12 protein-coding genes, 1 tRNA gene and 1 other RNA gene are annotated in these 13,330 nt (G+C 66.0%); 8 read left to right on the top strand and 6 right to left on the bottom strand.

Annotation, left to right across the window (positions count from 1 at the left end; genetic code table 11):
- Positions 1-6: 6 nt before the first annotated feature.
- On the top strand, positions 7-2,130 hold the full coding sequence (locus G6N13_RS06245; protein ID WP_163695290.1) for a CocE/NonD family hydrolase: 2,124 nt from the start codon (positions 7-9) through the stop codon (positions 2,128-2,130).
- Positions 2,131-2,300: 170 nt separating this feature from the next.
- Here G6N13_RS06245 and G6N13_RS06240 read toward each other — a convergent pair whose 3' ends face one another.
- The 3 genes from G6N13_RS06240 to G6N13_RS06230 all read right to left on the bottom strand — a co-directional run bounded on the left by G6N13_RS06240 (position 2,301) and on the right by G6N13_RS06230 (position 4,376).
- The gene (locus G6N13_RS06240) at positions 2,301-3,404 is read right to left on the bottom strand and encodes an NAD(P)H-dependent amine dehydrogenase family protein (RefSeq protein WP_163695288.1); all 1,104 of its coding nucleotides are present in this window, start codon (positions 3,402-3,404) and stop codon (positions 2,301-2,303) included.
- Positions 3,405-3,454: 50 nt separating this feature from the next.
- Positions 3,455-4,219 (bottom strand): lipid uptake coordinator LucA, encoded by a 765-nt coding sequence (locus G6N13_RS06235; RefSeq protein ID WP_163695285.1) that lies wholly within the window; start codon positions 4,217-4,219, stop codon positions 3,455-3,457.
- A gap of 71 nt (positions 4,220-4,290) precedes the next feature.
- A tRNA-Ser gene (locus G6N13_RS06230) sits at positions 4,291-4,376 on the bottom strand.
- A 106-nt stretch (positions 4,377-4,482) separates the two neighbouring features.
- On the opposite strand from G6N13_RS06230, the gene ffs reads away from it, so the two are divergent.
- From ffs to G6N13_RS06210, 4 genes are all read left to right on the top strand, one after another.
- Positions 4,483-4,577, top strand: an RNA gene (gene ffs / locus G6N13_RS06225) — signal recognition particle sRNA small type.
- 15 nt (positions 4,578-4,592) lie between these two features.
- Positions 4,593-5,888, top strand: a complete 1,296-nt coding sequence (locus tag G6N13_RS06220) for an aspartate aminotransferase type Ic (protein ID WP_163701785.1) — start codon at positions 4,593-4,595, stop codon at positions 5,886-5,888.
- Positions 5,889-5,897: 9 nt separating this feature from the next.
- Entirely contained in the window at positions 5,898-7,763 is a 1,866-nt protein-coding gene (locus tag G6N13_RS06215; RefSeq protein ID WP_163695283.1) for a DNA polymerase III subunits gamma/tau, read from the top strand.
- A gap of 82 nt (positions 7,764-7,845) precedes the next feature.
- Positions 7,846-8,208, top strand: coding sequence for a heme-binding protein (locus G6N13_RS06210; RefSeq protein ID WP_163695281.1), 363 nt, complete (start codon positions 7,846-7,848; stop codon positions 8,206-8,208).
- 15 nt (positions 8,209-8,223) lie between these two features.
- Here the strand turns inward: G6N13_RS06210 and G6N13_RS06205 are convergent, their stop codons facing one another.
- A complete protein-coding gene (locus tag G6N13_RS06205; RefSeq protein ID WP_163695279.1) occupies positions 8,224-9,537 on the bottom strand; it encodes a class I SAM-dependent methyltransferase in 1,314 nt (437 codons plus the stop codon).
- Complete coding sequence (locus tag G6N13_RS06200) at positions 9,534-10,907, bottom strand: FAD-binding oxidoreductase (protein WP_163695277.1); 1,374 nt, start codon at positions 10,905-10,907, stop codon at positions 9,534-9,536. Before G6N13_RS06200 ends, G6N13_RS06205 begins: the two co-directional genes overlap by 4 nt.
- A gap of 89 nt (positions 10,908-10,996) precedes the next feature.
- Here G6N13_RS06200 and G6N13_RS06195 point away from each other — a divergent pair, with 89 nt between their 5' ends.
- Positions 10,997-11,437 (top strand): SRPBCC family protein, encoded by a 441-nt coding sequence (locus G6N13_RS06195; RefSeq protein ID WP_163701783.1) that lies wholly within the window; start codon positions 10,997-10,999, stop codon positions 11,435-11,437.
- Here the strand turns inward: G6N13_RS06195 and G6N13_RS06190 are convergent, their stop codons facing one another.
- Positions 11,438-12,193 carry an Rv3717 family N-acetylmuramoyl-L-alanine amidase gene (locus G6N13_RS06190; protein WP_163701781.1) on the bottom strand — a complete coding sequence of 252 codons (756 nt, stop codon included), beginning with the start codon at positions 12,191-12,193 and terminating at the stop codon, positions 11,438-11,440.
- Between the two features lie 159 nt (positions 12,194-12,352).
- On the opposite strand from G6N13_RS06190, the gene G6N13_RS06185 reads away from it, so the two are divergent.
- On the top strand, positions 12,353-12,685 hold the full coding sequence (locus G6N13_RS06185) for a YbaB/EbfC family nucleoid-associated protein (protein WP_163701779.1): 333 nt from the start codon (positions 12,353-12,355) through the stop codon (positions 12,683-12,685).
- 5 nt (positions 12,686-12,690) lie between these two features.
- On the top strand, positions 12,691-13,302 hold the full coding sequence (gene recR / locus G6N13_RS06180) for a recombination mediator RecR (RefSeq protein WP_163695275.1): 612 nt from the start codon (positions 12,691-12,693) through the stop codon (positions 13,300-13,302).
- The last annotated feature ends 28 nt before the right edge of the window (positions 13,303-13,330 follow it).

Genomic DNA, 13,330 nt, shown 5'->3' with positions numbered 1-13,330 from the left:
AACTCGATGCCCGCCACCGCGCAGTCGATTTCGGCGACCCCGATCGCCACCCGCCTGACCACCGCGGTGCCTGCCGCGGCCGATCAGCTGTCCGGCGGGTTGCCGGCCGTGCCCGCCGATTCGCCACTCGCACTTGCTTTTGCGGCCTTACAACGCCGAGAGGCGGCCGCGGCCCGCAGCGTGACGTCGGCGTTGACCACGGCGTCGCTGACGGTCGGTAATCCCATCACGATCAACCAGGCGCTGGGCATCGTCGACGGCGTCTACAACGGCACCACCGGAGCGACGACGACGTCGGGTAACCCGCTCACCTACCGCTTGATCAGCGGTCCGAGCGCCGGCGGCAAGGTGACGTTCGCCGCCCCCGGTGATACCGGTTATGTCGCAGGCAATTTCACCTATCTGCCGTACCAGTCGATCCTCAGCTCGGGCAGCGAGACATTCAAGATCCTCGTGGCCGAGCAGACACAGTTCGACAGGATCGTCACCAGCATCCCCATTCTCGGCGGTCTGGCCGGCCAGGTGATCGTCACCCTGCACCAGACCCCGATCCTCAACGACCTCCTGGCCCCCATCATCGGCTACTCGCAAATCGTGACATACGTCCCGAATCCCTCCGCGAACAACCCAACTGACGCTCCGCTGGCATTCACCTACAAGATGCCGTCCTTCGACGGAACGCTGATCAGCCTCAACTGGTTCCCCGCGTCGACCCAGGGGCCCAACGGCGTCCCGGCCGGCAATCTGGCACCCACGATCATGAACGGCCCCGGCCTTGCCACCGCCGGCCAGACCAACCCCTATACGACCTACGGAATCGACGAACTCACTCCGGGCGTGCAGTCGCTGCGGGACAGGGGTTACAACGTCGTCACATGGGATCCGCGCGGCGAGTTCGCCTCGGGTGGCATCCTGCAGCTCGACAGCCCGGCTTTCGAAGGCCGTGACGTCACCGCGATGATCAATTGGATTGCGACGCAACCCACGTCGAGTCTCAACGGGCCCAACGATCCCAAGGTGGGGATGGTCGGCGGCTCCTACGGTGGTGGCATTCAGCTGGTCTCGGCGGGCACCGATTCCCGCATCGACGCCATCGTGCCGGGCATCGCATGGAACTCGCTGAACCAGGCGCTCTACCCCAACGGGGCGTTCAAGACCGCGTACTCGTCACTGCTGTTGCTGTCGCTGGTTCTGAGCGGCGCCCGTATCAACAATCAGATCTACCTGGGCGTCATCAGCGGATTGCTGACCGGCTTCCTCAGCAATACCGCGCAAGCTGTTCTCGCCAGCAGCGGGCCGAATTTCGTGGTCCCCAATATCAGCGCGCCCACCCTGTTCGAGCAGGGCACGATCGACGTGCTGTTCACCCTGCAGCAGGCCATCCAGAACGCAGAGGCGCTGAAGCCGGGCGTGCCTGCGCAGATGATCTGGTCGTGCACCGGCCACGGCGTGTGCCTGACTACCCCCGACACCACCGGCACCCGCAACCTGGACGCGGCGCTGAACTGGCTGGACACATATGTCAAGGGTGTGGCGGTACCGGCCGCGCCGAACTTCCAGTACACCGACCAATTCGGCAACTGGTTCCAGTCCAACTACCTGCCGACCAAAGACAGTCAATTCTTCGGCTCGAGCTTCACCGCGGCCGACGGAGCCGCGGGTGGCACGTTGGGCCTGGTGCCGATCATCGGTGGCTCCGGGCCGGCGCCGCAGGCCTCGATTCCCTACTCGCTGGGATTGGCCTCCAAGGCTCGCAACGCCATTAACGTCAACCTCGACCTGACCGGGCTGAGTCAGACGGTCGGTGCGCCGACGCTGACCTTCGATTACCAGGGTCTGGGGACAAGTCGCTTCGTCTACGCCCAGCTGGTCGACAACAACACCGGCCTGGTGGTGGGCAACCTCGTCACGCCGGTGGCGGTGACCCTGGACGGGCGCAGCCGCAGCGTGAGCGTCAACATGGAGAACATTGTCTACACGGCGGATAACCCACAGGACTTGGGCAACCTGACGCTGCAGATCACCAGTTCGGCCACGGCGTACGAGAACTTCACCGCGGTCGGCGTCATCAACATCTCCAACATCGGCCTGACACTGCAGACCCCCGCGACCGTCATCCCGGAGCCGTAGCAACAATCGGTGCGACTCCGAGGGTGAACTTCCGTGTCGCTGACGCCGCCGTAAGTTGTTGGTGCGTACGCGAATTCGACTAAGGTGCGTCTTGTTGCCAACCGTGTGCGACAGGGTCGGGGTGCCCGATGTCCTAAGGACGGACCTCGCGACTGGCGCTGCCCGTTCGGTTACGCGAGCGGCAGCCTTTGCGTCTGACTCCCGCTACCTCGTGGCACTACGCCGCGGGCCTTCGGCAGGTTCAGGTCGTTGTACGTCGCGATCCCCGGCCGAGCCGCGACGACGGCCGAGATCGCGTGGATCGGCGGCATCGCGGTCATGATGTGGCCGAGCACGAAGAAGTCCTCGAGTGTCTTGGCGTTCTCGATGAGGTCCGGCGGCGGCAGGAAGCCGACGTTCATCGTCACGGTCGGACGGCCCTCGATGGTGATCGTCCAGCCGTCACCGTCGAGCTTCCAATCCGGCTCGAGGGTCTGACCCTTCTTCCAGCGCACGTTGATATCGATGACGGTCTTGCCGTTCGCGATGCCCCGCCAGCTGGCGTAGACACCGGCCACATGGCCGGCCTTGATGGTCCACGACGCCATCGGCAGATCTTCGGTGGTCTGCGCGTACTCGGATACGCATCTGATCTCGTCCAGCTCGACGCCCAGCGAGTCGGCGACCAATTGCACGGCCTCGGCGAATACCGCGGTGCCCGTGGCGGCCATCGGCTCTAGTGCGGGATCGTCGATCGCCATATCGAATCCGACGGGGCGCTCGGTCTCGGGGGAGTCGTACAGGGTGGTGTCGGCCGTTTCTTGGATGATGACCTTGTCGACGCGATCACAGGCGGTGGCGGCGACGATCGCCAGCAGTTCGGCGAAGCCGGGGCTCACTCCGGAGCCGAACATCGTCGATCCGCCGCTCTTGCACGCCTCTTCGATGCGGGCGCGTCCCTCACCGAGGTTCTGTCCGGTGATGAAGGATGCCGAGGTGACGACGTTGACGCCCGCCGACAGGATCCGAACCAACTCGTCGACGTCGATCCACATCGGGTTGTAGACCACGCAGTCGGGCTTCAGGGCCAGCAGGGCGTCGATGTCGTTGGTCGCGGTGACTCCCAGCGGCTCGAGGCCGACCAGTTCCCCGACGTCGCGGCCAGATTTAGCATCTGACCAGGCATAACAGCCAACGAGTTCAAGGGTGGGGTTGGCGGTGATCGCCTGGACGGAGCTCTTGCCGACGTTGCCGGTCGTCCACTGGACGACCCGATAAGGGGAGGTGTTGTGCACTCGCTCAGCGTAGGGTGCGCGTGTGCAGTTCAGACCGTGATTTAGGTGATTTACTCGTCGGCCGCGACGTTGCCGCGATTGCGCCGGCGTAGCCGGTGGTTCGTCTTGCCCGTCGGCCGCTTGTTGCGCAGGCCGCCAGAAGCATCTGCTTCTGGCTCGGCTTCTGCTTCTGGCTCTGTTTCCGGCTCGGCTTCGACTGACACCTCGGCTTCGACTGACACCTCGGCCGGCTGCTCGTCCTCGATGGTCGTCTCTTCGATCGCCGCGGTCTTCTCGATGTCGACAGCTGCGTCGGGCGCGTCGGCGTCGGCCTGCGGGGCGTCGTCCTCCGACTCCACGGACTCGGCGGCCTCGTCGCGCTTCGTCTTCTCTTTCTTGGGTTTCGGCGCCTTGGCCGGCAGTTCGGCGGTGTGCGCCAGGGAGAACGCCAGCAGGGCCAGGATTGCGATCGCGGCGGCCGCGCCGTAGACGCCGAACAACCAGCGCCCGCCCTTGTCCAGGCTGACCCAGATCTCGGCCACTGCCGCACCGATGATCAGCACACCGGACACCACGTACAAGCCGATCGACCACACCCGCAGCCGCCGCGCCACCTGTGGGGTGCCGTACTCGGATTGGCGGGTCCGCAGCAGGGTGAGCAGCACCGGCAGCGCGGCCAGCGCGATCAGCACGCCGGTGACGATCCGGAGCGCGGTGCCCAATGTGTGCGATGTGTCGCCCATCAGCTCCCACCAGCGCGGGAGGACGAACAGGAAGTACAGGGCGCCGGACAGCACCCACAACGCGAGGTGCGCTGCAGTCGCGGCGACGCGCATACCCCTCCTAGAAACTAAAAATCCGAGGTGCGACCAGGCGTTTGATCCACCGATCGCACCCCGGACAGGTGCGGAGGATAGGGGATTTGAACCCCTGAGGGCTATTAACCCAACCCGCGTTCCAGGCGAGCGCCATAGGCCACTAGGCGAATCCTCCGTCGGCAATCGTAGCCGACTGGGGAAGTGCCTCGCCCCGGCTGCCTGGCTCAGGCTGGTCTTGCCGCCTCCGCGGCGGGCCGGCACCCGGCGGGTACTACACTCGCTGTGGACCCCGCGCGGCGTCTATCCTGTGAACTCCCCCAGGGCCGGAAGGCAGCAAGGGTCAATGGGCTCTGGCGGGTGCGCGGGGTCCCCATCTTGTGAAAGGCGCATGGTGTTGTTTTTGTCCCTGGGCCCCGAGGAACTTCAAGCGCAGCACGAAGTGCAGCGGCAGAACTATGCCGACCTGCAGGCCAAGAAGCTGTCCTTGGACCTGACGCGGGGTAAGCCTTCAGCTCAGCAACTCGATCTGTCCAACGCGCTGTTGAGCTTGCCCGGCGAGCAGTTTCGCGACGAGGACGGCACCGACACTCGCAACTATGGCGGCCTGCACGGCCTGACCAGTCTGCGGTCGGTGTTCAGCGAGCTGCTCGGCATCCCGGTGCCGAACCTGATCGCCGGCAACAACGCCAGCCTCGAGCTGATGCATGACATCGTCGTGTTCTCGCTGGTGCACGGTGGCGTTGACTCGCCGCGGCCGTGGATGGAAGAGCCGGTGATCAAGTTCCTGTGCCCGGCACCGGGATACGACCGCCACTTCGCGATCACCGAGAGCTTCGGCATCGAGATGATCGCCGTCCCGATGCTCGAGGACGGTCCCGATGTCGACCTCATCGAGGAACACGTCGCCGCCGACCCGGCGATCAAGGGCATGTGGTGTGTGCCGATGTTCTCCAACCCGACCGGAACCACCTATTCCTGGGAGGTGGTCCGCCGGCTGGTGCAAATGCACACCGCCGCACCGGATTTCCGGTTGTTCTGGGACAACGCCTACGCGGTGCACACCCTCACGCTGGATTTCCCGCGGCAGGTCGACATCCTCGGCCTGGCCGAGGCGGCCGGTCACCCCAACCGGCCCTACGTCTTCGCCTCGACGTCGAAGATCACCTTCGCCGGGGCCGGGGTGAGCTTCTTCGGTGGCTCGCTGGGCAACATCGCCTGGTATCTGCAGTACGCCGGGAAGAAGTCGATCGGTCCCGACAAGATCAACCAGCTGCGGCACGTGGCGTTCTTCTCCGACGCCGATGGGGTGCGTCTGCACATGCTGCGCCACCAGCAGCTGCTTGCGCCCAAGTTCGCGCTGGTCCTCGACATCCTCGACAAGAGACTCTCCGAGTCCAAGATCGCCTCCTGGACCGAACCCCAGGGCGGTTACTTCATCAGCCTCGACGTACTGCCCGGGACGGCCAAGCGCACCGTGGCACTGGCCAAGGACGCCGGCATCGCGGTCACCGAGGCGGGTGCCTCGTTCCCGTACCGAAGAGATCCGGACGACAGGAACATTCGCATCGCCCCGACGTTCCCGCCGGAGTCCGATCTGGCCGACGCGATCGACGGACTGGCCACCTGCGCGCTGCTGGCCGCCACCGAGTCGCTGCTGGGGTCCACCGCTGTCACACAAGGTCGGTAGCCTTCACCCGTGGCGCTCTACCGGAAGTATCGGCCGGCAACTTTTGCCGAAGTGGTCGGCCAGGAGCACGTCACCGAACCGCTGTGCACGGCGCTGTCCGCTCATCGGATCAACCACGCGTATCTGTTCTCCGGTCCGCGGGGCTGCGGTAAGACATCCTCGGCGCGCATCCTCGCCCGTTCGCTCAACTGCGAGCAGGGGCCGACGCCGACCCCGTGCGGCGTGTGTGACTCGTGCGTGGCGCTGGCTCCCAACGGCCCCGGCTCGGTCGATGTCGTCGAACTCGATGCCGCCAGCCACGGCGGTGTCGATGACACCCGCGAGTTGCGGGACCGGGCGTTCTACGCGCCCGCACAATCGCGCTATCGCATCTTCATCGTCGACGAAGCGCACATGGTCACCACCGCGGGATTCAACGCGCTGCTCAAGATCGTCGAGGAGCCACCTGATCACCTGATTTTCGTGTTTGCCACCACCGAGCCGGAGAAGGTGCTGCCGACGATCCGGTCGCGCACCCACCACTACCCGTTCCGGCTGCTCGCGCCCAAGACCATGCGCGCGCTGATCGAGAAGATCGTCGCCTCGGAGAGCGTCGCCGTCGACGACGCGGTGTATCCGCTGGTGATCCGCGCCGGTGGCGGCTCGCCCCGCGACACATTGAGCGTGCTCGACCAGCTGCTGGCCGGCGCGCAGGACAACCAGGTGCACTACCAGCGGGCGCTGGCCCTGCTGGGAGCCACCGACGTCGCCTTGATCGACGATGCGGTCGATGCGCTGGCCGCAGGTGACGCCGCAGCACTGTTCGGTGCGGTCGAATCGGTGATCGACGCCGGGCATGATCCCCGCCGCTTCGGCGTCGACTTGCTCGAGCGTTTTCGGGATTTGATTGTGCTGCAAGCGGTTCCGGATGCCGCCAGTCGAGGCGTCGTTGACGCACCGGACGACATCCTGGACCGGATGCGGGACCAGGCCGCGCGCATCGGGCCCGCGACCCTGGCTCGCTACGCCGAAGTGGTGCACGCCGGCCTGGGGGAGATGCGCGGTGCGACCGCGCCTCGGCTGCTGCTGGAGGTGGTGTGCGCCCGGCTGCTGCTGCCCTCGGCCAGCGACACCGAGGCCGCGCTGCTGCAGCGCATCGAGCGTATCGAGATGCGGATGGACATCTCGATACCTGCCGGCGAGGCCGCGATGAGCAGCGGAGCTCCGGCGGCTGCGCCGGCCAAACAGTACGTGCGCAAGACGCAGGTGGCACCGGCTGCCGCCGAGCCGACGGCGGCGCCGGTCGCGTCGCCGGCGCCTGCGCCGGATGCGGCCCGGCCAGCCCCCGAGCCCGTCGCCCGACCTGAGCCCGTCATCACGCAGGAACCGGTACCGGAACCGACCGTTCCGCCGCCGGCCACCGACGCCGCCGAACCGCCGTCTGCCGTCGCCGGTGAGCCCGGCGCGGCCGCCGTGCGCAGCATGTGGTCGACGGTGCGCGAGAAGGTCCGTCAGCGCAGCCGTACCACCGAGGTCATGCTGGCCGGGGCGATCGTCCGCGCGGTCGAGAACAACACCCTGGTGCTCGGCCACGAGTCGGTGCCACTGGCCAAGCGGCTCAGCGAGCAGCGAAATGCCGACGTCATCCGCGATGCCCTCAAGGATGCGCTCGGTGTGGATTGGCGGGTGCGCTGCGAGGTGGGCGTCGGCCAGCCGGTGCAAGAGGCCGAGCCGCCGCCGCCCGAACCCGAACCGGTCGATACGCAGCGGGCCGAAGAAGACAGCATGATCGCCGAGGTCGTTCGCGACGATGACGCGGCCCCGCGCCGCGATCCCGAGGAAGTGGCGCTCGAGCTGTTGCAGAGCGAGCTGGGCGCCCGCAAGATCGACGGCTGAGGTTCTGTGAGGAATATCCTCGCACCCTGTGTATTTCCTGTGCGGTGAAGCGGATGTGGGCGCGGGCCCCTACCGTCTAGTCATGAGCATCTACACTCGCCGGCTGGCGGCTGCGTTGGCTGGTTGCGGCACGATCGCCGTCGCCATGCTTGGTCAAATACCTTCTGCGGCAGCAGATCCCGATACGCCGCCGAATTGCACGGTAGCCGATCTCGAAGGTGTGCGGACCGGTGTGCAGTTCGCTACCTCGGCATACTTGTTTACCCACCCTGACGTCAACGCGTTCTTCACCAGTCTGGCCGGGGTACCTCGGGATCAGGTCCGAGTCCGAGTGAAGGCCTATATGGCGGCTAACCCGCAGACGGCGTCCGACATCACCGGCATTCGGCAACCGTTGGTAGACATCAAGAATCGCTGCGGCCAGCTACCCGGGTCGGCCGTCTGAATCCGCACTGGAAAGCTACGGCGTCCACCACGGGCGTAACGGCAGCCCGGCGTCGCCGCCCTTCTCGTCGAGCTTGACCGCCAGCACCTGGTGTAGCTGAACGATATTGGTTTCGAAGCCAACCCGCGATCCAGCCATGTAGAGGCCCCACACCTTGGCCGTGGCCATACCGACCTCCTCGACAGCCTCGTCCCAGTGCTCCACGAGATTGCGGCACCAATCACGCAGCGTCATCGCGTAGTGGTGGCGCAGGTTCTCCTCGTGCACCACCTCCAGACCTATGTCCTGGGCCTCGGAGATGATGCGCCCCGAGCCGGTGAGCTCCCCGTCGGGGAACACGTAACGGTCGATAAAGCCGCCGGCGCTGGGCCCGGTCTTATTGCCTGGGCGGGTGATGCAGTGATTGAGCAGCAGCCCGCCGACGCGCAGCTTGGTCTTCAGGAAGCCGAAGTACGCCGGATAATTGGCCACTCCGATGTGCTCGGTCAGACCGATCGAGGACACCGCGTCGAACCCGCTCTCCAACACGTCGCGGTAATCGGTGTGGCGCACCTCGGCCAGATCGGCCAGCCCCTGTTCGGCGATCGCCTTCTGCGCCCACGCCGCCTGCTCACGCGATAGCGTCACCCCGATGGCCTTCACCCCGTGCCGCGCCGCGTAGCGAACCATCCCGCCCCAGCCGCAGCCGACATCGAGTAGCCGGTCCCCGGGCTGCAGGCGCAGCTTCTCGAACACCAAGCGGTACTTGTTCTCCTGCGCCTCCTCCAGCGTCGCCTCCGCGGTGGGGTAGCAGGCACACGTGTAGGTCATCGACGGTCCAAGCACCCACTCGTAGAACGAGTTCGACACGTCGTAGTGGTGGTGGATGGCGTCGGCGTCGCGCCGCTTGCTGTGCCGAAGGCCTTCGGCGAAACGCCGCCAGCGAGGCAGCGCTTCCTGAGGCGGCGGCGCGATCGGAATGAGGTGCTCGATGCCGATCGAGCGGACGATGTCCACCAGTACTCGCGGCGGCGGCAGCTTGAAGTCGAGGTTCTGGGCCAGTGCCCGCAGCAGCTCGTACGGATCGCCGGGATGTACACCCTTCATCTCCAGATCGCCCGCGACGTAGGCGCGCGCCAGACCCAAATCGCCAGGGGCGGTCGCCAGGTAGGTGGTGCCGCGCGGCGTGAGTAGGTCCAGGCCGAGCTCGGCGTCGGCGGGACCGGCGCTGCTGCCGTCGTAGGCGCTGAACCTCAACGGCAGCTCGCCGCCGGCGGCCAGGATCTCCAGGATCTCGGCCAGGCTGAACCTGCCCGGCGCGTTGGCCGCGTTGTCACGGTAGGTCGTCATTGTCGTTGCACCGCCTTTGCGTAGAGGTCGAGCAGCCGCGAATCCGGGTCGTAGGTCTTCTTCACGGTCTTATACGTTTCCCCGCCATAGAGATCGTCAAAGTCCTCACGGCTGTAGAAAGCGTCGGAGTACAGCGACTTATGCCCGTCGAGGCCGCTGATTTTCTCTTCGATAAGACGGTTGGTGTGCCCGGGGCTGGGGCCGGCCGGGACCGAGGACCAGAAACCGATGTTCACATAGGTGTGCGCGGCACGCAGCGGGTAGAGCGGCCAGCCTGCCGGGTCGTGCAGCCGCAGCGGACACAGCCACACCGGTTCGATCGGAACGTTGGTCAAGAACCAGTCCAGGAACTCTTCAGTGCGCTCGATCGGCACCTCAACGTCCTGGACCACCCGTTCCAGCGGGGGGCGGCCTCTCCGGGCCTCGATCCTGTCGGCGATGTTGAACTTCTGGTCGTAGCCGATGAGCTTCCAGTAGAAGCTGCTGCGCCGGTAGCGCCGCGGCCAGAATCGGCGCAGCTTCGGGTTCTGCGCACCGAACGCTCGGGAACACCAGAACCAGTCGGTGTCCCAGCGCCACAGGTAGTCGTGGATGGTGAGCCGATCGTCTTTCACACCGTCGTCGTGCTGGATGGACCGGTAGTAGACGTCCTGGCCGGTGTAGTCGCTGACCGCGCCGGCAGCGCCGGTCTGCATGCCCAGGCACAGATAGCTCTCGCCGGCGCTGAACACCACGCCGTCGAGGTAGTCGACCCGCACTCCCTGATATCCGCCTGTTTCGATGATGCGGTCCATCGCCGTGATCAGGTCGGCCAAGGTGTGGAACCGCAGGTGTTTGAGGGCCACGAACGGTTTGACGGATTCCAGCTCGATTCGCAGGCGGACCGAATAGCCAAGGGTGCCATAGGAATTGGGGAAGCTGCGAAACAGGTCTGGGTGTTGTTCGCGGCTGGCCGTGATCACCTCGCCGGACCCGGTGAGGATGTCCATCGCGAGGACCGACTCGTGCGGCAGACCGTTGCGGAACGACGCCGACTCGATGCCCAGCCCGGTCACCGCGCCGCCGAGGGTGATCGTCTTCAGCTGCGGAACCACCAGGGGGGAGAACCCGTAGGGCAGGGTCGCCGCGACCAGGTCTTCGTAGGTGCACATACCGGCGACGTCAGCGGTCTTGGCGACCTGGTCGACGGAGATCACCCCGGTGAGCCCGGAGGTGTCCAGGCCCGGGGCGGTGCGTTTGGCCCGGGCCCGGAACAAGTTGGACGTGGGTTTGGCCAGTCGTATCGAGGCGTTGGTAGGGATGGCGCGGTAACTGGCCAGGAGCCGGTCCACGCCCTTTGAGTGAGCTGACAGTGCTGCGGAAACAGGCACACGACTACGCTAGTCCGCAGCCCCAGCCGATGCGACCGCATGGCTGGCGCATCACACCGACACCACCGCCACCCGAGGAGTTTTACCTGATGGGACAGGTCAGCGCCGCCAGCACGATCCTGATCGACGCAGAGCCCGCCACCGTGCTCACCGCGATCGCCGACTACCAGGGAGTGCGCCCGAAGATCCTGTCGCCGCAGTACAGCCAATATCAGGTGCTGCAGGGTGGCCAGGGCCAGGGCACCGTCGCCAAGTGGAAACTGCAGGCCACCAAGTCGCGGTCACGCGAGGTGCAGGCCGTGGTGGATGTCGCCGGCCATACCGTCATCGAGAAAGACGCGAACTCCTCGATGGTGATCAACTGGACGGTCTCACCGGCCGGCCCGGGCTCCAGCGTCACCGTGAAGACCACCTGGACCGGTGCGGGCGGTATCGGGGGCTTCTTCGAGAAGACGTTCGCGCCGCTGGGTCTGCGCCGAATTCAGGACGAGGTGCTGGCTAACCTGAAGAAGGTTGTCGAAAGTAAGTAGCTAGCTGGTGCGAGCCGGCTGGGTGGCCAGGAACGCCGCGATGCCTTGGACGACGGCCGTAGCGATCTTCTGACGCCCCTCCGGGCTCTCCATCAGCGCCGAGTCGGCCGGGTTTTTCATGTTCCCGCATTCGACCAGCACCGACGGGTATTGGGCCAGGTTCAACCCGGTGAGATCGGAGCGTCCGTAGAGGCCGTCTGAGCCGATGTAGTTGGCGGCCGGCAGCCCGGAGGCGACCATCTGATCGCGCATGATTCTGGCGAGCTGAACCGACGGGCCGGCCTGCGCTTGATTCAGCGGCGGAGCGGAGTAGTTGACGTGGAAGCCCCGTCCGGTCGCCGGGCCGCCGTCGGCGTGGATGGACACGATGGCGTTGGGCGCCAGCGCGTTCGCCATCGCCGCTCGCTCGTCGACGCATGCGGCGACCTGATTGTCGTTGCCGCGGGACATGGCGGTCCGGACACCGAGTTGAGTCAGCATCTGGCGGATCAGCAGCACGGTGTCCCAGTTGAAGGTGTGCTCGGGGAAGCCGTCGTTGGTGGTGGTGCCCGATGTCTGACAGTCCTTGGTGCCGCCGCGGCCGGTGGGCACCTGCTTGGTCAGCGACGCATCGTTGGCGCCGTTGTGGCCGGGATCGAGGAAGACGATCATCCCGGCGATGTTGGGTGCGGCGTGGCTGACAGGGGTGGTCAGCGTCGATGCGACCACCAACACGGCGGCGCAGGGCGCGGCGACGACACGCAAGCGGGCGGACATAAGCACGCGCGTCACCGTAACTCTTTTGCCGTCTAGGCTTGAAGTCACTTTGCGCTCGAAAGCGCATGCGCAACCAAGTCGAGACCGAGACGCAAGGAGACCGTCATGCAACCCGGTGAGCTACCCAACCTCGAGGGATTTCGCGAGCGGGCCGAGGAGATGCGTGACCAGTTGATGCCCGGCCTGCAGGCCGCGCTGGCGCAGGCCCAGGAGATGCAGCAGAAGCTGATGGAAGCGCAGGCCGCGCTGGCCGCTGCCGAGGTGCACGGTCAGGCCGGCGGTGGACTGGTGCAGGTCACCATGAAGGGCAGCGGGGAGGTGTCCGGTGTTCGGATCGACCCGAAGGTCGTCGACCCGTCCGACGTCGAGACGCTGCAGGACCTGATCGTCGGCGCGATCGCCGACGCGGCGCGTCAGTTCGCCATCCTCGCGCAGACCCATCTCGGTCCGCTGGCCGGTGGCGCGGGTGCGCCGGGTCTGCCGGGGGCCTGACTTCTTTGTTTGAAGGCCCCGTCCAGGATTTGATCGATGAGCTCGGCAAGCTGCCGGGCGTCGGTCCCAAGAGCGCACAGCGGATCGCTTTCCACCTGCTGTCGGTGGAGCCGCCGGATATCGATCGGCTGACCGCGGCGCTGGGCAGGGTTCGCGACGGTGTGCAGTTCTGCGAAGTGTGCGGCAATGTGTCCGACGGCGAGCGTTGCCGAATCTGCGGTGACGCCCGCCGCGACGGGACGCAGGTATGTGTGGTCGAGGAACCCAAGGACGTACAGGCTGTCGAACGCACCCGGGAGTTCCGTGGGCGCTATCACGTGCTGGGCGGCGCGCTGGATCCGCTGTCTGGCATTGGGCCGGATCAGCTGCGAATTCGTCAGCTGCTCAACAGAATTGGTGAGCGCGTCGACGGTGTGGATATCACCGAGGTGATCATCGCGACCGATCCGAACACCGAGGGGGAGGCCACGGCCACCTATCTGGTGCGGATCCTGCGCGATATCCCCGGGCTCACGGTGTCGCGGATCGCGTCGGGCTTGCCGATGGGCGGTGACCTTGAGTTCGCCGACGAGCTGACGCTGGGCCGTGCCCTCACCGGCCGCCGTCAGATGGTCTAGCGGCCCACTGCGACCGCTCCAAGCGATT

The sequence above is a fragment of the Mycolicibacterium sarraceniae genome, assembly GCF_010731875.1.
In the GTDB taxonomy this organism is placed as follows: domain Bacteria; phylum Actinomycetota; class Actinomycetes; order Mycobacteriales; family Mycobacteriaceae; genus Mycobacterium; species Mycobacterium sarraceniae.
This window is presented reverse-complemented; position numbering and strand designations above follow the sequence as displayed.